Annotated in this window: 18 protein-coding genes; 5 read left to right on the plus strand and 13 right to left on the minus strand. The window is 69.2% G+C overall.

Features of this window, described 5'->3' with window-relative positions; translation table 11 throughout:
- Positions 1 to 3: 3 nt before the first annotated feature.
- The 13 genes from rplV to EV685_RS10875 form a co-directional block, all read right to left on the minus strand.
- Positions 4 to 333 carry a 50S ribosomal protein L22 gene (gene rplV / locus EV685_RS10815; RefSeq protein WP_130482021.1) on the minus strand — a complete coding sequence of 110 codons (330 nt, stop codon included), beginning with the start codon at positions 331 to 333 and terminating at the stop codon, positions 4 to 6.
- Between the two features lie 12 nt (positions 334 to 345).
- Positions 346 to 621: a 30S ribosomal protein S19 gene (gene rpsS / locus EV685_RS10820; protein ID WP_130482022.1), complete on the minus strand. Its 276-nt coding sequence runs from the start codon at positions 619 to 621 to the stop codon at positions 346 to 348.
- Positions 622 to 636: 15 nt separating this feature from the next.
- Entirely contained in the window at positions 637 to 1461 is an 825-nt protein-coding gene (gene rplB / locus EV685_RS10825; protein WP_130482023.1) for a 50S ribosomal protein L2, read from the minus strand.
- Positions 1461 to 1778, minus strand: coding sequence for a 50S ribosomal protein L23 (gene rplW, locus EV685_RS10830; protein ID WP_130482024.1), 318 nt, complete (start codon positions 1776 to 1778; stop codon positions 1461 to 1463). Before rplW ends, rplB begins: the two co-directional genes overlap by 1 nt.
- The gene (gene rplD / locus EV685_RS10835) at positions 1775 to 2395 is read right to left on the minus strand and encodes a 50S ribosomal protein L4 (RefSeq protein WP_130482025.1); all 621 of its coding nucleotides are present in this window, start codon (positions 2393 to 2395) and stop codon (positions 1775 to 1777) included. The genes rplW and rplD overlap by 4 nt, the downstream gene beginning before the upstream one ends.
- On the minus strand, positions 2395 to 3075 hold the full coding sequence (rplC, locus tag EV685_RS10840) for a 50S ribosomal protein L3 (RefSeq protein ID WP_130482026.1): 681 nt from the start codon (positions 3073 to 3075) through the stop codon (positions 2395 to 2397). The genes rplD and rplC overlap by 1 nt, the downstream gene beginning before the upstream one ends.
- A 228-nt stretch (positions 3076 to 3303) precedes the next feature.
- Complete coding sequence (locus EV685_RS10845) at positions 3304 to 4563, minus strand: MFS transporter (protein ID WP_130482027.1); 1260 nt, start codon at positions 4561 to 4563, stop codon at positions 3304 to 3306.
- Between the two features lie 27 nt (positions 4564 to 4590).
- On the minus strand, positions 4591 to 5808 hold the full coding sequence (locus EV685_RS10850; RefSeq protein WP_130482028.1) for an MFS transporter: 1218 nt from the start codon (positions 5806 to 5808) through the stop codon (positions 4591 to 4593).
- A 131-nt stretch (positions 5809 to 5939) separates the two neighbouring features.
- Entirely contained in the window at positions 5940 to 7025 is a 1086-nt protein-coding gene (locus EV685_RS10855; protein WP_130482029.1) for an ABC transporter ATP-binding protein, read from the minus strand.
- A 4-nt stretch (positions 7026 to 7029) separates the two neighbouring features.
- Positions 7030 to 8898: an ABC transporter permease gene (locus EV685_RS10860; protein ID WP_130482030.1), complete on the minus strand. Its 1869-nt coding sequence runs from the start codon at positions 8896 to 8898 to the stop codon at positions 7030 to 7032.
- A 73-nt stretch (positions 8899 to 8971) separates the two neighbouring features.
- Complete coding sequence (locus EV685_RS10865) at positions 8972 to 10027, minus strand: ABC transporter substrate-binding protein (RefSeq protein ID WP_275938347.1); 1056 nt, start codon at positions 10025 to 10027, stop codon at positions 8972 to 8974.
- A gap of 38 nt (positions 10028 to 10065) precedes the next feature.
- Entirely contained in the window at positions 10066 to 10851 is a 786-nt protein-coding gene (locus tag EV685_RS10870; protein WP_130482031.1) for an inositol monophosphatase family protein, read from the minus strand.
- Between the two features lie 150 nt (positions 10852 to 11001).
- Positions 11002 to 12216, minus strand: a complete 1215-nt coding sequence (locus EV685_RS10875; RefSeq protein WP_130482032.1) for an HD-GYP domain-containing protein — start codon at positions 12214 to 12216, stop codon at positions 11002 to 11004.
- Positions 12217 to 12539: 323 nt separating this feature from the next.
- On the opposite strand from EV685_RS10875, the gene EV685_RS10880 reads away from it, so the two are divergent.
- From EV685_RS10880 to EV685_RS10900, 5 genes are all read left to right on the plus strand, one after another.
- Entirely contained in the window at positions 12540 to 13103 is a 564-nt protein-coding gene (locus EV685_RS10880; protein ID WP_130482033.1) for a phasin family protein, read from the plus strand.
- A gap of 150 nt (positions 13104 to 13253) precedes the next feature.
- Positions 13254 to 14345: a LacI family DNA-binding transcriptional regulator gene (locus EV685_RS10885; RefSeq protein ID WP_130482034.1), complete on the plus strand. Its 1092-nt coding sequence runs from the start codon at positions 13254 to 13256 to the stop codon at positions 14343 to 14345.
- A 100-nt stretch (positions 14346 to 14445) separates the two neighbouring features.
- Positions 14446 to 15234, plus strand: a complete 789-nt coding sequence (locus tag EV685_RS10890; RefSeq protein ID WP_130482035.1) for an SHOCT domain-containing protein — start codon at positions 14446 to 14448, stop codon at positions 15232 to 15234.
- 205 nt (positions 15235 to 15439) lie between these two features.
- On the plus strand, positions 15440 to 16669 hold the full coding sequence (locus EV685_RS10895) for a maltoporin (protein ID WP_165396772.1): 1230 nt from the start codon (positions 15440 to 15442) through the stop codon (positions 16667 to 16669).
- Positions 16670 to 16801: 132 nt separating this feature from the next.
- The gene (locus tag EV685_RS10900; protein WP_130482037.1) at positions 16802 to 18517 is read left to right on the plus strand and encodes an alpha-amylase family glycosyl hydrolase; all 1716 of its coding nucleotides are present in this window, start codon (positions 16802 to 16804) and stop codon (positions 18515 to 18517) included.
- Positions 18518 to 18551 lie beyond the last annotated feature (34 nt).

Genomic DNA, 18551 nt, shown 5'->3' on the forward strand with positions numbered 1-18551 from the left:
GCCTTAGTTGCCGACGGTCACGTAGATGTGCGCGGTGGGCTTGCTGATGCGGTTGCCACGGCCCTTGGCGCGTGCAGCGAATCGCTTCAGCGTGGCGCCTTGCTCGACGTAGATCGAGGTGACGCGCAGCTCATCGATGTCAGCGCCATCGTTGTGCTCGGCATTCGCGATGGCGCTTTCCAGCGCCTTCTTGATGATGCCGGCGGCCTTCTTCTGGGTGAAGTTCAGGATGTTCAGCGCCTGATCGACCTTCTTGCCACGGATCATGTCCGCGACCAGACGGCCCTTGTCGCAGGACAAGCGGACGCCTCGCACGATTGCTTTGGTTTCCATTGCTGCGACTCCTTAGCGCTTGGCCTTCTTGTCCGCCGGGTGACCCTTGAACGTACGGGTCAGCGCGAACTCGCCCAGCTTGTGGCCGACCATCTGGTCGGACACGTACACAGGCACGTGCTGCTTGCCGTTGTGCACGGCAATGGTCAGGCCGATGAACTCGGGCAGGATGGTCGAACGGCGCGACCAGGTCTTGACCGGCTTCTTGTCCTTGGTGGCCACAGCCTTCTCGACCTTCGCGAGCAGGTGGTGGTCGACGAAGGGACCCTTCTTGAGTGAACGAGACATGTGTTCGCTCCCCTTTTACTTCTTGCGACGCGAGACGATGAACGTCTGCGTGCGCTTGTTGTTGCGGGTGCGGTAGCCCTTGGTCAGGGTGTTCCACGGCGACACAGGGGCCTGGCCCTCGCCGGTGCGGCCTTCGCCGCCGCCGTGCGGGTGGTCCACCGGGTTCATCGCCGTGCCGCGAACGGTCGGGCGGATACCCAGCCAACGCTTGGCACCGGCCTTGCCGTACTGGCGCAGGTTGTGCTCTTCGTTGGAGACCTCGCCGAGCGTGGCGCGGCAGTCGACGTGGATCTTGCGCACTTCACCCGAACGCAAGCGGACCTGGGCGTAGGTGCCTTCGCGCGCCATCAGCGTCACCGAGGTGCCGGCCGAACGGGCGATCTGGGCGCCCTTGCCGGGCATCATCTCGACGCAGTGGATGGTCGAACCCACCGGGATGTTGCGGATCGGCAGGGTGTTGCCAGCCTTGATCGGCGACTCGGCGCCGCTCAGGACCGTCTGACCCACTTCCAGGCCACGCGGGGCGATGATGTAGCGACGCTCGCCGTCGGCATAGCACACCAGAGCGATGTGCGCCGTGCGGTTCGGGTCGTACTCGATGCGCTCGACCTTGGCCGGAATCCCGTCCTTGTTGCGACGGAAGTCGACCACGCGGTAGTGGTGCTTGTGCCCGCCGCCCTTGTGGCGGATGGTGATGTGACCGTTGTTGTTGCGGCCGGAGTTCTGCTTCTGCGGTTCCAGCAGCGAAGCTTCCGGCGCACCCTTGTGCAAGTGCTTGTGCACCACCTTCACCACGGCACGGCGGCCGGGCGAAGTCGGTTTGACCTTGACGACAGCCATTACGCGGCCTCCCCGGAGAAGTTGAGTTCCTGGCCTTCCTTCAGGGAAACATAGGCCTTGCGCACATGGTCACGACGGCCGATGCGGCCACCGAAGCGCTTGGTCTTGCCCTTGATGTTCAGCACGTTCACCGACGCGACCTCGACCTTGAACATCAGTTCAACAGCGGCCTTGATCTCGGTCTTGGTGGCGTCCTGGAGCACCTTGAAGGTCACCTGGTTGTTCTTCTCGCCAACGCGGGTCGCCTTCTCCGAAATGATCGGGGCAACCAGCACCTGGGCCAGACGGCCCTCGTTCGACTTGGGTGCGGCGCTCATGCGTACATCTCCTGCAGCTGCTCGATGGCGGCCTTCGTCACCAGGACCTTCTTGTAGAAGACCAGCGACAGCGGATCGGCGTAACGCGGCTCGACCACCAGCACATTGGCGAGGTTGCGCGAGGCGAGGAACAGGTTCTCGTCGATCGCGTCCGAGATCACCATGACGTGATCCAGGTTCATCGCCTTCAGCTTGGCAGCCAGCAGCTTGGTCTTGGGCGCTTCGATCGAGATCGAATCGACCACGGCCAGACGGCCTTCACGGGCCAGCTGCGAGAGGATCGACGCCATGCCGGCGCGATACATCTTCTTGTTGACCTTCTGGCTGAAGTTCTCGTCGGGCTTGTTCGGGAAGGTGCGACCACCACTGCGCCACAGCGGCGAGGCGGTCGAACCGGCGCGAGCGCGGCCGGTGCCCTTCTGGCGGAACGGCTTCTTCGTCGAGTGGTGGACTTCGGCGCGGGTCTTCTGGGCACGGGTGCCCTGACGCGCGTTGGCCTGGTAGGCGACGACGAGCTGATGGATCAGCGCTTCGTTGTAATCGCGGGCGAACACGGTGTCAGGCGCGTCCACCTTGGCGGTGGCCTGACCCTGCTCGTTCAGGAGCTCGAGCTGCATCAGTTGGCCCCTTTCTTGAGCTTGACCTTCACGGCCGGACGCACGGTGACGAAGCCACCCTTGGCGCCAGGAACCGCGCCCTTGACCAGCAGCAGCTGGCGGGCTTCGTCGATGCGCACGACGTCGAGGTTCTGGGTGGTGACGGTGTCGTCGCCCAGGTGACCGGACATCTTCTTGCCCGGGAACACACGGCCCGGGTCCTGCGCCATCGAGATCGAGCCCGGCACGTTGTGCGAACGGGAGTTACCGTGCGACGCGCGCTGCGAACCGAAGTGGTGGCGCTTGATCGTGCCGGCGAAGCCCTTGCCGATCGTGGTGCCCTGGATGTCGACCTGCTGGCCGACCTGGAACAGGCTGGCAGCGATCGTGGCACCCGGCTTCAGCTCGGCGGCGACGTCTGCGGGGACACGGAATTCGCGCAGCAGCTCCGCGCCATCAGCGCCAGCCTTGGCCAGGTGTCCGGCTTCGGGCTTGGTGATGCGGGAGGCTTTGCGGCTGCCGAAGGCGACCTGAACGGCGACATAGCCATCGTTCTCGACCGACTTGACCTGGGTCACGCGGTTGTTGGACACGTCGAGCACGGTCACGGGCACGGCATCGCCGTCGTCCGTGAAGATGCGCATCATGCCCACCTTGCGGCCCAGCAAACCGAGGCGTTCGCCCGGGTTGGGGGTAGTCATGGTTCTTCTCCAATGCCCGACAACGATTGGCCGGGCTGACTGATGTGCTCGTCTGGCCAGCAAGATCCTCAGACCCTGGCGGATCTGGTGACCGGACTTTTCCAGCGAGCGCTTGAAATGGACGCGGGTTGCCCCTCGTCCGGGAAAGCTCGCGATGCTAGCACAGGCGATGCGCGGGCATCAAGTCGCGCTTAACGGGGAAGCGCATGGGCTGTCAAGCGACGGTTGTCAGGCTGCTCGGGCGGCCTGCCGAAGGGCGATCAGCATGCCGGCGACACCCACCAGCAGCGAGACCGCGATCAGCGCAAAGGCCGTCGAATCGGACTGACGCGCCGCGATCAGGCCCAGCAGCATCGGCGTGGGCAGGCGGATGACGCCCGAGATCAGCGAGGCCTTGCCCAGCGCCTGACCGCCGCGCCCGGGCAGCGCCGCCGCGATCTGCGCGAAGCAGCAGGGCACGACGCAGGCGGTGCCCAGGCCGACCAGCGCAAAGCCGGCCACGCCGGTGGCGAAACCATCGGCCAGCGCGACCACCACGAAGCCGACCGCCGCCAGCACCAGCGAGACCGCGATCACCCGGACATCGCCGAAGCGGCGGCGCAGCTGATCGCCCACCAGCCGGACCGCCGACTGGCAGCCGGCATACAACGCCGCGCCAGCGCCGGCCAGCGCCGCCAGGCTGGCGGCCTGTTCGGCCAGGAACTTGGCCGACCACATCTGCGCCGTCAGCTCGGCCACGGTCGACAGGCCCAGCACGATGCCGAACAGCAGCACCGGATCCGGCCGGCGACGGGTGGCAGGCTCGGTGGTTGACGCGGTCCGCGCCGCGGCCTGGACCGCCGCCGCGCCAGCCGCTTCCAGCTCAGGTTCGCGCAAGGTGGCCGGTGCGGGATCGGGCAAGGGCCGGCGTCGACCCAGTCGTCGCACCGCCAGCCAGACCGGCGCGACCACCGCCGCGCTGAGCAGCGCGCAGGCGAGCGGGCCGAGCGAGGTCGAGATCAGGCTGCCGCCGATCGCCCCCAGCGCGAACGAGGCCGACGCCGCCGCGTGCATGCGCGTCAGCAGCGGGCGGCCGCGCTCGTGTTCCAGCGTGGTCGCCTCGGTGTTCATCGCCAGGTCGAGCGAACCGGCGGTCAGGCCCATGACGATGAGCGCGAGCACCAGCAGCCAGGCGTTCGGGGCCAGGAAGATGCCGAAAAACGCCACGCCATGGGCCGCGAGCAGCCAGGCCATGAAGGCGCGCAGCTCGAAGCGACGGGTCATGCGCCCGGCCAGTGTCATGGCGCCGATGTAGGCCGCGCTGTGCAGGGTCAGCGCCAGGCCCAGGCCTTCAGCGCCCAGCCCTGTGCGGTGCATCAGCACCGGGATCGAGCCAGCCCACAGGCCGATGCCAAGGGCAAAGGCAAAGAACACCGCTGTCGTGACGACGCGCGGCGAGAACACGCCCCAGGCGGGCCTGAGGAAGGAACGCGATTCGTTGACGGACATGGGTGCAGCAGGCGGACCGGACCGCGCTCAGGCGCTCTGCACGCCCGCTGGCGCGGCAGCGGACGCCGCCGGACGCTGTCGCAGCACACCCGTGACGGCCAGGCTCAGCAGCACCAGGGGCAGGCACAGGCCAAAGCTCCAGCGGATGCCGATGTGCTCGGCGATGAAGCCAAGCAGCGGCGGCGCCAGCATGAAGCTGACGAAGGCGATCTGCGCCAGCGCCGCGACGTTGACCGCCGCCGGCCGGTCGGTGCGCTGCGCTGCGGCCGACATCGCGAGCGGGAACAGCACGCTGGTGCCCACGCCCATCAGGCCAAAACCGAGCAAGGCCAGCGCCGGGTGATTGGCGACCACGACCAGCACGTTGCCGATGCCCAGCAGCGTGAGCATCAGGCGCGCCACCTTCATCGGGCTGTGGCGCTCGACGTGGCGGTCCGCGAGGTAGCGCGTCACCGCCTGCGTGAAGGCGCCGATGGCCACTGCCGCCGCGCCAACCCAGGGGGCGGTCTGGAAGACATCGCGCATGTAGATCGCCGACCAGTCGAAGCCTGCGCCCTCAAGCACCAGTGCCGACAGCGACAGCGCCACCAGCACCAGGATCGCGCCGGTGGGGCGGGCGAACATCGGCGCTGCTTCGGCCGAAGGATCGACCGCCGCCACGCGGTGCGGTGCCGCTTCGAAGCGGCCCATCAGCAGCACCGTCATGACCAGCGACAGCGGCACCATGCCGGCGAGCTGCCACTGCGGGCTGATGCCGGCGCGGGCGGCCAGCGCGCCCAGCAGGCCGGCGCCGAAGAAGCCGAAGCTCCAGAAGGCATGGGCCCGGTTCATGATGCGCCGGCCTTCCTGGTGCTCGACCCGATCGGCTTCGAGGTTGACGACCACCTCGATCGCGCCGATGAACAGGCCTGCGGGGAACAGGCAGAGGAACAGCGCCAGCGTGCCGTTCGCATGCGAGGCGACCGCGTAGAAGATCGGCAGCAGCGGCGGCACGATCAGCAGCATGCGGCGGTGGCCGATGCGCTCGATCAGCCGGCCGGCAAAGGTCAGGGAGACCAGCGTGCCCATCGCCGCCCCGATCAGGCCCAGGCCGAGCTGGCCTTCGGTGATGCCCATCATTCCTTGCAGCTCACCGAGGCGCGGGAAGAAGCCACCAAAGCCGAAGGCATAGAGGAAGAAGCCGGCGAAGACGCGGCGATGGGCGGGCAAGGTGAGCCCGAGGCGGTGGATCAGGGACGAGGACAAGCGGCGGCTCCGGTGGTCGGATCAGGGCGGTGCGATGGCGGCCGCGCAGTATCCGACGCACGACGCCAGGCCGTGCGACAGCATGGGAACACGGCCTGCGGCGGATCGTCGAACGTCCTTGCCGCGTCCGGTCAGTCGCGCGGCAGCAGCACCGCGTCGCCGGGCTCGAAGGCGACGCCGACCGCATCACCCCGGCGCAGCGCCGCCGCGCCGACCGGGCCGAAGGCCAGCAGCTCGCCCCAGGGCGAATCCAGCAGCACCTCGGCATGGCTGCCAAGGTAGTCGGCACGCCGGCAGGTGGCGTCGAAGCGGCCCTGACCAGCGGCGACCAGGCCGATGCGGTGCGGGCGCAGCGCCAGCGAGGCAGGCCCCGCTGGCAGGCCCGCCGCGACCGCCGTCGGCTCGACCGGCACGACCACGCCACCGGCTTCGAAGCGGCTGCGTTCGCCATCGCGCTGCAGGCTGCCGTCGACCAGGTTGGCGTCGCCGATGAAGTCGGCCAGAAAGCGGCTGGCCGGTCGTTCGTACAGCTCGGCCGGCGTGCCTTGCTGGGCGATGCGTCCGCCGTTCATGACGATGACGCGGTCCGACACCGCGAGCGCCTCGCTCTGGTCGTGTGTCACGTAGAGCACCGTCAGCGCCAGCGACTGCTGCAGCTCTCGGATCTCCTGGCGCACCCGCCGCCGCAGCTTGGCGTCGAGGTTGGACAGCGGCTCGTCGAACAGCAGCACCGCCGGCTCCAGCACCAGCGAACGCGCCACCGCAACGCGCTGCTGCTGGCCGCCCGACAGCTCCGACGGCAGGCGCTGCTCCAGTCCTGCCAGACCCAGCATGCGCAGCTTGTCCTGCGCCAGCTCACGGGCCTGGGCCGGCTTCGTGCCGCTGGCAATCGGGCCGTAGCAGACGTTGTCCAGCACGTTCAGGTGCGGGAACAGCGCGTAGGACTGGAACACCATGCTGACGTCACGCTCGTGCGCGGCCCGGCGCGTGACGTCGACGCCGCCGATGCGGATCGTGCCGCCGCTGGCGGTTTCCAGGCCAGCGACCATGCGCAGCGTGGTGGTCTTGCCGCAGCCCGAGGGGCCCAGCAGCGTGACCAGTTCACCGGGCGCGATGGTGAAGCTCACCGCGTCGACCGCGGTGAAGCTGCCGTAGCGCTTGCTGACGCCTTCGAAGGCGACACCGCCGGCGGCGTTCTGGGGGACGGGCTGGTTCATGAGATCAATGTCCGGTGACGAGCACGTCGCGCGTGCCCGCGGCTGGTTCGGCATCGCGCTGGCGGCGGCCGATGCGGGTCTCGCCGGTCAGCGCCTGCACGGCCAGCAACACGGCCAGCATGAAGAAGATCAGCACGGTCGAATAGGCGATCGCCAGCGGATATTCGCCCGCCTCGACCCGGCCGATGATGTAGACGGTGGCGAGGTTGTACTTGGCGGTGGCCAGGAAGATCACCGCGCTGACCGCCGTCATCGCATGCGTGAAGCTGAAGACCAGCGTGGTCACGATGGCCGGTCGCAGCAACGGGATGACGACCCGGCGCAGCGTCGTCAAGGTGCCCGCACGCAGTGTCGATGAGGCCTCGTCAAGCGAGCGGTCGATCTGCGCCAGCGCCGCAACGCCAGCGCGCACGCCCACCGGCATGTTGCGGAAGACAAAGCAGATCACCAGGATGGCCATGCCGCCGGTCAGCTCCAGCGGCGGCACGTTGAAGGCCACGATGTAGGCCACGCCGATGACCGTGCCCGGCACCGCGAAGGCCACCAGGGTCAGGAACTCGAAGGCACCGCGGCCGGCGAAGCGGTGCCGGGTGATGACATAGGCCGACAGCAGGCCGACGATGGCCGTCAGCGGTGCGGCCACACCCGCCACGGTCACGGTGGTGAAGAAGCTGTCCCAGGCCGAGCCGCTGAACAGCAGGCCATGCGGACCCCAGTCGATGCCGAAGCCGTCGCCCAGGTGCTTGAGCGACAAGGTCATGTCGCCCCGGCCGATGTCCTTGACGAAGCCACCCACCGCGATCACCGCATAGCAGGCCAGCGTGAAGCCGATCCACAGCCAAGACAGGCCGACGCAGCCGCGCCGCAGGCCGTCGGGCAAGACGGCGGGCAGGCCACCATCGCCCTTGCCGGTGACGCTGACATAGCTGGCCCGGCCGAGCCAGCGCTGCTGCAGCGCGAAGGCCGCCAGCGTGAAGGCCAGCAGCACGGCGGCGAGCACGGCGGCCCGGCCCGGGTCGTGCTGCGCGCCAGCCACGGCGAAGAAGATCTTGGTCGACAGCACCTCGTAGTTGCCGGCCAGCACGATCGGGTTGGCGAAGTCGGCCATGCTCTCGACAAAGCCGAGCAGGAAGGCGTTGGCCAGCGCCGGCCGCAGCAGCGGCCAGGTGACGGTGCGCATGACCCGCCAGCGCGAGGCCCGCAGCGTTTGCGCCGCCTCTTCCAGCGAAGGGCTGATGGCCGCCAGCGCGGCGTGCAACATCATGAAGGCGATCGGCGTGAAGCTCAGCAGCTGCGCCAGCGTCACGCCGGTCAGGCCGTAGATCCAGCGCGAACGTGGGATCTCGAAGACGCTCGACAGCCAGCCCGTCACCAGGCCGGTGCGGCCAAACAGCACGACCAGCGCCAGCGCGATCACGAAGGGCGGCGTGACGATCGGCAGCACCGCCATCAGACGGAACAGCGCCCCTTGCCGGCGCTGCGCCTCCGGGTCGCGATGACCGCGTTGGGCGGCCAGCGCCAGCACCAGCCCCAGCAAGGTCGACAGCAGGCCGACCAGGCTGGCCAGCACGATCGAGTTGATGGCCACGCCGCACTGCACGCCCGCGCCGCTCAGGCAGCCGAGGCCCCAGATGTCCGGTGCGGCCAGCCGGCGCATCACCACCCAGGGCGCGAAAGCGCCGGTGTCGTCGAACAGCGCGGCGCCCAGCGAGCGGCCGACCGGGTAGAAGATGAACAGCAGCAGCAGCGTGGCGATCAGGACCACGATGGTCGCGACGGTCCGGTCCGCCCCGAAGGCACCACGGCGCGCCAGCAGCTGCGCCAGCGCCAGCGCGCCAACGACGACCAGCGCCAGGGTCAGCGCGGTCGTCATGCGGCTGCCGTGGTCATCGCGCCATGCACCGCGCCCTGGATCGTCTCAAACATGCCTGCACGCCCGGTCCGCATCACTTCGGCTGGTTGCCGACCTCGGCATCCCACTTGGCGAGCAGGCGCTTGCGCTCGGCCGACGAGCCGTACTTGGCGAAGTCGTAGGGGATCAGCTTGATCTCGTTGAGCTTGGGCGCTGCAGCCGGCACCGCTGCCGACTTGTTGGACGGCACCTGGTAGGCGACCTTGGCGTTCGCGCCGATGGCCTGGGCCTCCGGCGTCAGCGCCCAGTCGTACCACTTCTTGGCGTTCTCGAGGTTCTTGGCGCCCTTGATGATCGACATGCTGCCGATCTCGTAGCCGGTGCCCTCGCAGGGCGAGACGATCTTGACCGGCGCGCCACCGAGCGCCTGCACCACCGCGTCATGCTGGAAGGTGATGCCCACCAGCGACTCGCCGGTGGCCGCCGCACGGGCCGGCGCCGCACCGCTCTTGGTGTACTGGTTGACGTTGCGGTGCATCGCCTTCATGAAGGCGAAGGCCTTGTCCTCGCCCATGATCTGCACCAGCGTGGCCAGCATCGTGTAGGACGTGCCCGAGGAGTTCGGGTTGGCGACCTGGATCTCGTCCTTGAAGGCCGGCAAGGTCAGGTCGGACCAGCACTTCGGCTCGGGCAGCTTGCGCTTCTTCAGCTCGTCGGCGTTGTAGCTGTAGCCCAGCGCGCCGGCGTAGATGCCGACCGTGCGGAACTTGGCCTGCTCGGCCTGGCGCACCGCCCAGTCCTGCAACTCGGCCAGACGCGGGGACTTGTAGGCCTCTGTCAGGCCCTCTTCAGCGGCCTGCATGTGCGGGTCGCCGGTGCCACCCCACCAGATGTCGCCGCGCGGGTTGGCGGCCTCGGCCTTGATCTGGGCGTAGAACTCGCCGGAGCTCTTGCGCGTCATCGACACCTTGATGCCCGTGGTCTTCTCGAAGGCCGCGACCATCGGCCGGCACCACTCTTCCTGCACCGTGCAATAGACCGTCAGCTCGCCCTGGGCCGAGGCGATCGAAGGGGCGACCAGCGCCGTCGCGCTGCCCAGCAGCAACAACCAGCGACGCATCGACGACAGCGGGGACTTGCACGGGTTCATGGTGTTCTCCTCAGGTGGGTTCGGTGGATGCAGAGGTTTCAGGTCAGTCGGGCAATGCCGATGACCGGTTCGAGCAGACGGGCCAGCGCGTCGTTGGTGGCGACCAGCACATTGCCGTCGCGCACGCCGGCGCCGTCGGCGGTGAAGAAGTCGTTGCAGTGCCCGCCGGCCTCTTCGACCAGCAGGATGCCGGCCGCGCAGTCCCAGGCGTTGATGTGCAGCTCGGCATAGGCCTCGATGCGGCCGGCGGCCACGTCGACCAGGCCCAGCGCACCCGAGCCGGCGCGGCGCATCGCGCAACCGGCGTGCATGACGCGCGAGACCATCGCCAGGTAGTCCTCGGTCGAGCGGCGCAGCGACCAGCCACATTCCACCGTGGCGGCGTCCAGCGTCGCGCAGGGGCTGACCGCCAGGCGCCGGTCGGGCTGACCGGGCTCGATCAGCCAGGCCCCTTGTCCGCGCTGCGCCAGGTAGAGCCGGTCGTGGCAGGGGTCGTGGATGGCGCCCAGCACCGGCTGGCCGGCCTCCAGGTAGCCGATCGACACGCAGTAGTGCGCGATGCCGCGGGCGTAGTTCGCGGTGCCGTCGATCGGGTCGATGATCCAGACCCGTTCGCCCGACTCGCCGCCGTCTTCCTCGCCGATCACCGCGTCGTCCGGGTACGCCGCCGCGATGGCCGCGCGGACATGGCGCTCGACCCGGCCGTCCATCTCGGTCAACACGTCATGGCGGCCCTTCAGCGACGACGGCGCCGTGCCGAAGCCGGTGTGGGCGAGCGCGCCGGCCTCGCAGGCGAGCTGGCGCAGGAAGGCAAGCCGGCTCATCGACCGACCCCGCCGATGTCATGAAACCGACACATGCTTGTCATGAAACCATGCTAGCCGGCCAACCCAAGCGATACCGGCGGGCCCGCACCCGGACTTTCCCGCAAGGACGCCCGCCGACCACAGGCCGTCCGCAGGCCGTCCGGCGGGTCAGGCCGGGATGATTCCGTAGAAGCGTTCGGGCTGCAGCTTGGGCAGCTGGGCGGCCTTGGCCGGGTCGAGCGGGCCGGCGATGGCGAACTCGGCCTGCGCGGTGTCACGCGGCGTGGTCGCCAGCGACGGGTTGCCGCGTGTGTCGCTGATCGCCGCCGCCTTGGGCGCCGGGCCCTGTGCGGCGCGGCGGGTCACGACCGCCGTCTCGCCGCTCTTGAGGCTGACCAGGTCGCCCGGCGGGTAGATGCCGATCGAGCGGATCAGCGCCTGCGCGATCGACTTGCCGAGCGCGTCGACCTGCTCGGACTGGTAGAGCTGGCGCGCCGCCACTTGCGGCGCCAGCGCGGCGCGCACCGCACGCGGGCTGATCTTGGCCATGTAGACATCGGCCGCGCGCAGCAGCCGGGCCGCCTCGGTCGGTTCGGCCACCGCGTGGGGGTAGCCACCGCCGCCGGGCTCCTCGTGGTGCATCAGGATGGCGTCGAGCCACTCGGCATCGTCGACGCCGCAGCCGCGCAGCAGCTCCACCGACAGCTTGGGGTGCAGTCGGATCGCCTCGCGCTGGCGCGTGTTGGGCGGATCGACCTGTTCGGCCAGCACCGCCTGCAACTCCAGCATCGACACGTTCATCGTCAAGGCCGCGCCGACCATGCGGCGCTGGCGCTCGGCCGGCCAGCCCAGCGCCCGGGCGGTCAACAGGCAGATCGTCGCGACGTGCAGCGCATGGGTCAGCGCATAAAGCGCAAAACGGCGGTCGTCACGCCGCACCGCGAGGTAGAGCGCCACGTCCGCATCGCGGTCGACCAGGGCGATGCAGCTGTCGGCAAAGGCCTCCAGCTCCGGCTTCAGGTCGCTGAACTTCGGCACCCGGCGCAGCAGCGCGTCGTAGTCCCAGACCAGTTGCTCCCAGCGGTCGAACAGGGTCATGTGACGGGCGCTGGGCACCTTGCCGCTGCCCTGCGCAGCCGCGCTGGCACGTTCACTGCGCAGACGTTGGACCTGCGCGTATTCGACCCATGCGCCGCGCTCGTTGAGCATCTCGAACTGGCGTTCGGTCAACACGCTCTGGCCCTGCGCGAGCAGAAGTCGGGCCTGCGCGTCGAGCACGCGGAATGGCAAGGGCTGACCCATCTGGATCAGGTCCCGGACCTGCGCCAGCGGGACGCGCTCACCGGGGGGAACGCTTCCGGCAGGGGGTTGTGCAGCACTCATGGGTTCCTCCACCTGGGACCGGTTCTCGCCGATGCGGCTCTGCCAGCCACAAACCGACGGGGTTCGAGTCTCTCACCGTCACGCGCCGACCTGCTGACCCGGTCGCGGCCGAGGTCGCGGGAGAGGTCACCCGAGACGCCAAGCAGCGGCCTTCTAGAGTTTCATCACCAGACTTTGCTGCAGCGCAGCAAATCGCTTGCGATCCCCGGCACGGACCCCTATAGTCCGATCCATGTTGCAGTGCAGCAAACAAGTGCCGGCACCGCAGACGAGTCCCAGCCGTACCTGATCCACCCGATCCACCAACCCCCCGGAGTCACACCATGACCATCACCCCCGACCAGATCGCCGCCGCCAACAAGGCCGCCCTCGACAACCTCGTCACCCTGACCCAGCAAGCCTTCAAGGGCATGGAACAGCTGGTCGAGCTGAACATGCAAGCCGCCCGCAGCTCGCTGGACGACACCGCCGAGAAGGCCAAGGCCGCCCTGGGCGCCAAGGACCCGCAAGAACTCGTCGGCCTGCAAGCCAGCCTGATCCAGCCGGCCCAGGAAAAGGCCGTCGCCTACGGCCGTCAGGTCGCTGACATCGCCGCCGCCACGCAAGCCGAAGTGACCAAGCTGGCCGAAGCCCAGGTCAAGGCCGCTCAAGACCAGTTCCAAGCCCTGGTCGAAGCCGCCACCAAGCAAGCCCCGGCCGGCAGCGAAAGCGCCGTCGCCGCCGTCAAGACCGCGATCGCCAACGCCACCGCCGCCTACGACACCGTCCAGAAGGCCGCCAAGCAAGCCGCCTCGGCCGCTGAAGCCAACTTCAAGCAGCTGAGCGCCACGGCCGAATCGACCGCCAAGGCCGCCGCCGAAGCCGTCAAGAAGTCCACCAAGCGCTGATCCCCAACGGCGCCTGTCGTCAGACAGGCACCGTCCGATCCGCTTCAGAAGCCCGGCCCTGGCCGGGCTTTTGTGCGTCTGACGGGTGTGATCCGCTCGCCAGGAAGCGCCCCCTAACATCGGCCGATCCTGTCCCGCCGATTGCTGCCGATGCCGTCCCGCGCCCCGAAGTCGTCCACCACAAAAGCCACGTCGGTCCCGGACGCTGCCGACGCCGCACCGGCTCGCACCCGACTGACATTGAGCGACGTGGCGGCCGAACTCGGGGTCAGCCGCGCCACCGTCTCCAACGCCTTCAACCGGCCCGACCAGCTCTCGGCCAACCTGCGCGACGAGATCCTGACCCGCTCACGCGCACTCGGCTACTTCGGTCCCGATCCAGCGGCGCGGGCCCTGCGCCGCCAGTCGCTGCGCGAGGTGGCGGTGGTCTATCACCACGGCCTGTCGTTCGCGCTGAACGACCCCTTGAGCGTGCAGTTCCTGCAGGGCGTGGGGGCCGAACTCGATGCGCGCGGCCTGAGCCTGCAGCTCATTCCCAAGCTGGGCCGGGACCTGGAGCTGTCCGCCGCCTTCCACACCACCGCCGATGCCCTGATCGTGCATGCCGAGATCGGCCCCGAGCTGGCGCCCGAGGTGCTGGCCGCGCGCAAGCGCCTGGTGCTGGTGGACACGCTGGTCGACGGCGTCGCGGCCGTCGGCGTCGAGGATCGCAAGGGCTCGGCCATGGCGATGGCACATGCGCTGTCGCGCCAGCCGGACCGCCTGATCGCGCTGTGCTTCACGCTCAACGAGGTGCAGCGCACGCAGGTCTTCCGTGGTGGGCGGACCTTGCCACCACGCAGCCCGTCGGTCGCGGTCGAGCGGCGCACCGGCATGGTCCAGGCCGCCTTGTCGGCCGGCTGGACCGCCGGGCGGATCGACTGGCTGGAGGTCGAGGACCGCCACCCCGAATCGGCCAGCGCCCGCCTGGCTGAGCTGCGCAGTTCGATGGCGCCCGGCACCCGGCTGGCGGTGGTCGCGATGACCGACCGCATGGCGTTGGCCGCGCTGGTCGAACTGGCGACCTGGAAGGAGATCGAGGTGGTGGCAGTGGTCGGCTTCGACGACGTGCCCGCCGCCGCCGCCGGGCTCACCACGGTCCGGCAGGACGCCCACCGCAAGGGCGAACTGGCGGTGCAGACCGTGCTGGACGGCCTGCCCTCCAGTGACCTGCCGGTCGAACTGGTCGTGCGCCGGACCTGACCGGCGCCGTCGACCCGATCAGGGTTTGCCGTCTGGATCGATTCAGACGATCTCGGCATCATGCCGCCCGTCCACGTCCTTCCGACGTCCCGGAGCCCGCATGACCTCACCCCTGCGCCCGTCTGTCCTGTCGGTCCTGCTGGCCCTGACGGGCCTGCTGCCCTGCTCCCCGGCTGCCGCCGCCGACGGTCCGATGGACCACGTGCTGCAAGGCCGCCCCCGGCCGACCGTCGTCGCTGGCGAGCCCCGCGCACAGGCCTGGAACATCGCCGAGTACAGCGCCGTCAGGCTGGTGCCGATCGAGACCGGTGCCACGCCCAACCAGCATCCACGCAGCCTGCCGGTCGAGCAGGTTGAACGCTGGCTGGCACAGGCACGCCTGCACGGTGGGCGTGAGCCCTTGTTCATGCGCGACGAGGTCGAGGCCGTTGCCAAGGGCGTGGTGGCGGCGCTTCAGGTGGCGCGGCCGGACCAGGACCTGATCCTGCTCAGCTCGGCGCGGCGGTCCGGACCGCTCACGCCGATGCTCAGCGTCACCGCCCGGCTGTTCGTGGCCGACGGCGCGCTGCAGCTGCTGGTGCAGGGTGATCGGCTCAACATCGTCACGCCGTTCCGGTCGCAGCAGGTGATGCCGACGCTGGCCTTCGGCACACGGTCCGGCGCCTCGGAGGTGCGACTGCAGCGCGAGGGGCCGCCCGGGCCGCGGCCGGACTGGTTGACCTGGCCGCTGGAGACGGCCGAGCCACGTCCCGGCACCGCGCCCGTGCCCGTCGCAGGCGATGCCACGCTGGAAGACCGTCTGCGCCGGCTCAAGGCGCTGCACGAGCAGGGCCTGATCAGCGCCGAGGACTACGCGCACAAGCGCCGCAGCCTGCTCGACGCGCTCTGAGGACGCCCGGCAGCGCCTGTCGGCCATCGGCCACGCCTCAGGGTAAGCACCGAATCGGCGCTTCTTGACGCAAAACTGAATCGATTCAGAATCGCGCCCTGTCATCTGAATCGATTCAGATGACCCCCAAACCCCACACACCACAACCCCAGGCGACCCAACGCCCACCCCTCGGGCCCTGGCCCGACCTCTGAGGAGCATGGAGATGCAAAAACGATTTGTCCTGCTGCCGATGGCCCTGGCCATCGCGGGCGTGATGGCCTCGGCCGGCGTGCGCGCCGAAGGCATCGAGTACCACGGCTACACGCGCATCCAGGCCGGCGGCACCACCGAAGGCGGCAACCTGCAGTGCTTCAGCGGCGCCTACCCGGTGCGCTCGAAGTACCGTCTGGGCAACGAGTGCGACAACTACAGCGAGCACAGCATCGGCCTGGGCTTCGGCGACACCAACGACGTCTGGGCCAAGTACCACCTGACGCTGGCGCTGCAGGACAAGGGCAGCGAGCCGGACAACACGATCGGCGACAGCTTCAACATGCTGCATCGCGAGAACTTCTTCGAGGCGGGCGGCTTCTTCAGCGCCGGTGCGCTTGAGAACGCCAAGGTGTGGGTCGGCAAGCGGTTCTACAACCGCCACGACATCCACATGAGCGACTACTACTACTGGACCAACAACGGCGTCGGCGGCGGCATCGAGGAGATCCAGGCCGGCCCGGCCAAGCTGTCGCTGGCCTACATGCAGAACAGCCCCAACGCCAACGCCGTCAACGACCTGAACGCCAAGCGCTACTCGCTGCGCTTCTACGACATCAGCCTGGGCGAGAAGACCAAGCTCGAAGGCGAGCTGGTCGCGATCAAGGGCAGCACCGCCGGCACCACGCCGGCTGGCAGCGGCCAGGCCCTGTTCCTGAAGCTGGCGCAGGACGGCGTGCTCGGCGGCTTCAACCACATCGCGGTCGTGCTGGGCAAGGATGCCGGCGGCAACGGCTTCGAATGGCTGCCGACCTATGCCGGCGGCGGCGAGGCGGATTCCAAGTCCTTCCGCATCCACGACCACCTGTACTTCGACTTCAAGGGCACCAACATCACCGGCATGGCCACCGCCAGCTATGCCGAGGTCAAGCCCGGCACCGGCGACAAGCAGACCTGGATCAGCTACGGCGTGCGGCCGCAGTACAACTTCACCAAGAACTTCAGCATCGCGGCCGAGGTCGGCCGTGACCAGGGCAAGCAAGGCGCGTCCAAGCCGACGATGACCAAGCTGACGATCGCCCCGCAGCTGGCGCTGGCCGCCGGCGCGTGGGCCCGTCCGGTGCTGCGCGGCTTCGTCACCCACGCCAAGTGGAACGGCGACAACGGCACCGTGGCCAACGGCGTGTTCGGCGCCAAGAAGGCCGGCACCTCGTTTGGCGTCCAGGCCGAAGCCTGGTGGTGATCGGACGCCGGTGACGCGGGCCTGAGGCCCCGTCACGGGTCGTCCCGGCCCTGCAGCCCGCCGACCTCGTGTCGGCGGGCCCGCCCTGCCCCCGCGTGCGCCGACCCCAGGCGCGCGCCGAGTTCAATGCCCATGACCTCGATCTCCGCCCGTACCCCGCGCCCGCCCGCCGACTTGGACTGGTGGCGCGGCGCCGTGATCTACCAGATCTACCCGCGCAGCTTTGCCGACGCCAATGGCGACGGCATCGGCGACCTGGCCGGCATCACCGACAGGCTGCCCTATGTGGCCAGCCTGGGTGTGGACGCGGTCTGGCTGTCGCCGATCTTCCGCAGTCCGATGAAGGACTTCGGCTACGACGTCGAGGACTACCGCGACATCGACCCGATGTTCGGCACGCTGGCCGACTTCGACCGGCTGGTGGCGCATGCCCACCACCTGGGCCTGAAGGTCATCATCGACCAGGTCCTCTCGCACACGTCCGACAGCCACGCCTGGTTCCAGGAAAGCCGCAGCAGCCGCGACAACGCGCGCGCCGACTGGTATGTCTGGGCCGATGCCCTGCCCGATGGCAGCCCGCCCAACAACTGGTTGAGCGTGTTCGGTGGTCCGGCCTGGCAATGGGACACGCGCCGCAAACAGTACTACCTGCACAACTTCCTGGCCGCCCAGCCCGACCTGAACCTGCACCACCCGGACGTGCAGGGGCAGTTGATGTCGGACCTGCGCTTCTGGCTCGACCGGGGCGTCGACGGTTTCCGCTTCGACACCACCAACTACCTCTTCCACGACCGCGCGCTGCGCTCGAACCCGGCGCTCGAACGCGCCGCGGACGTGCCCCTGCCGGCCAATCCCTACGACCACCAACAGCACCTGCACGACAAGAACCGGCCCGAGACCGAGGTCTTCCTGGAGCAGGTCCGCCGACTGCTGGATGCCTACGGCGCGACCAGCGTCGGCGAGGTCGGCGATGCCGAAGCGCTGGACAAGATGCTTGCCTACACGGCCGGCGGCAAGCGCCTGCACATGACCTACAGCTTCGCGCTGCTCTCGCGCGACCACAGCGTGGCGCACCTGCGCCGCCACGGCGAGCAGTTCGAAGCCGGTGCCCGCGCACCCGGCCAAGGCGGCTGGCCCTGCTGGACGCTGGGCAACCACGACTCGACCCGGCTGCTGACCCGCTGGGAAGGCGGCCAGGCGCCTGCGGACTTCGTGCGCCTGAAGCTGGTGGCGCTGCTGGCGCTCAGGGGCAGCGTCTGCTGGTACCAGGGCGACGAGCTGGCACTGCCCGAGGCCGAGCTGCGCTTCGAGGACCTGCAGGACCCGCCGGGCATCGCCTTCTGGCCCGAATACAAGGGCCGCGACGGCTGCCGCACGCCGATGCCCTGGCAACACGACGCACCCCACGCCGGCTTCGGCACCGACACCGGGCGGCGCCCCTGGTTGCCGGTGCCCGAGGCCCACCGGGCCCTGGCGGTCGACCGCCACGAGGCCGACCCGGATTCGCCGCTGCACTTCATGCGCGCCTTTCTGCGCTGGCGGCGTCGCCAGCCGGCCCTGGTGCGCGGCCCGGTCGAGTTCATCGACACCCCCGAGCCGGCGCTGTTCGTGGCCATCCGCCGCCCCGAGCCCGGCACGGCCGGCGACACGCTGGTGCTGGTCCTGAACTTCGAGGCCACGCCAGTGACCTTGGGCTGCGCCGCGCTGGCCCCCGAGCACGCCGCCGCGCTGCAGTCCGCCGAGGCCATCGCGGTGCCGGGCCTGCCCGCGCGACAGGCCGCCCGTCGCGACGGCCAGGCGCTCGTCGTGCCGGGCTACGGCATCCACATCGCCCTCCTCAGGGATTGACGGACCGCAGGACGCAAGGACCCAAGGACCTCCA

The sequence above is a fragment of the Sphaerotilus mobilis genome, assembly GCF_004216565.1.
Classification (GTDB): Bacteria; Pseudomonadota; Gammaproteobacteria; order Burkholderiales; family Burkholderiaceae_C; genus Sphaerotilus; species Sphaerotilus mobilis.

What these genes read in the sequence shown, in the direction of transcription:
- EV685_RS10855 (WP_130482029.1), bottom strand. Translation starts at nt 7,025, where the DNA reads ATGAACCAGCCCGTCCCCCAGAACGCCGCCGGCGGTGTCGCCTTCGAA.
- EV685_RS10900 (WP_130482037.1), top strand. Translation starts at nt 16,802, where the DNA reads ATGACCTCGATCTCCGCCCGTACCCCGCGCCCGCCCGCCGACTTGGAC.
- EV685_RS10875 (WP_130482032.1), bottom strand. Translation starts at nt 12,216, where the DNA reads ATGAGTGCTGCACAACCCCCTGCCGGAAGCGTTCCCCCCGGTGAGCGC.
- EV685_RS10860 (WP_130482030.1), bottom strand. Translation starts at nt 8,898, where the DNA reads ATGACGACCGCGCTGACCCTGGCGCTGGTCGTCGTTGGCGCGCTGGCG.
- EV685_RS10880 (WP_130482033.1), top strand. Translation starts at nt 12,540, where the DNA reads ATGACCATCACCCCCGACCAGATCGCCGCCGCCAACAAGGCCGCCCTC.
- rplB (WP_130482023.1), bottom strand. Translation starts at nt 1,461, where the DNA reads ATGGCTGTCGTCAAGGTCAAACCGACTTCGCCCGGCCGCCGTGCCGTG.
- rplD (WP_130482025.1), bottom strand. Translation starts at nt 2,395, where the DNA reads ATGCAGCTCGAGCTCCTGAACGAGCAGGGTCAGGCCACCGCCAAGGTG.
- EV685_RS10870 (WP_130482031.1), bottom strand. Translation starts at nt 10,851, where the DNA reads ATGAGCCGGCTTGCCTTCCTGCGCCAGCTCGCCTGCGAGGCCGGCGCG.
- EV685_RS10895 (WP_165396772.1), top strand. Translation starts at nt 15,440, where the DNA reads ATGCAAAAACGATTTGTCCTGCTGCCGATGGCCCTGGCCATCGCGGGC.
- EV685_RS10865 (WP_275938347.1), bottom strand. Translation starts at nt 10,027, where the DNA reads ATGAACCCGTGCAAGTCCCCGCTGTCGTCGATGCGTCGCTGGTTGTTG.
- rplC (WP_130482026.1), bottom strand. Translation starts at nt 3,075, where the DNA reads ATGACTACCCCCAACCCGGGCGAACGCCTCGGTTTGCTGGGCCGCAAG.
- EV685_RS10845 (WP_130482027.1), bottom strand. Translation starts at nt 4,563, where the DNA reads ATGTCCGTCAACGAATCGCGTTCCTTCCTCAGGCCCGCCTGGGGCGTG.
- EV685_RS10890 (WP_130482035.1), top strand. Translation starts at nt 14,446, where the DNA reads ATGACCTCACCCCTGCGCCCGTCTGTCCTGTCGGTCCTGCTGGCCCTG.
- rplW (WP_130482024.1), bottom strand. Translation starts at nt 1,778, where the DNA reads ATGAGCGCCGCACCCAAGTCGAACGAGGGCCGTCTGGCCCAGGTGCTG.
- rpsS (WP_130482022.1), bottom strand. Translation starts at nt 621, where the DNA reads ATGTCTCGTTCACTCAAGAAGGGTCCCTTCGTCGACCACCACCTGCTC.
- rplV (WP_130482021.1), bottom strand. Translation starts at nt 333, where the DNA reads ATGGAAACCAAAGCAATCGTGCGAGGCGTCCGCTTGTCCTGCGACAAG.
- EV685_RS10885 (WP_130482034.1), top strand. Translation starts at nt 13,254, where the DNA reads ATGCCGTCCCGCGCCCCGAAGTCGTCCACCACAAAAGCCACGTCGGTC.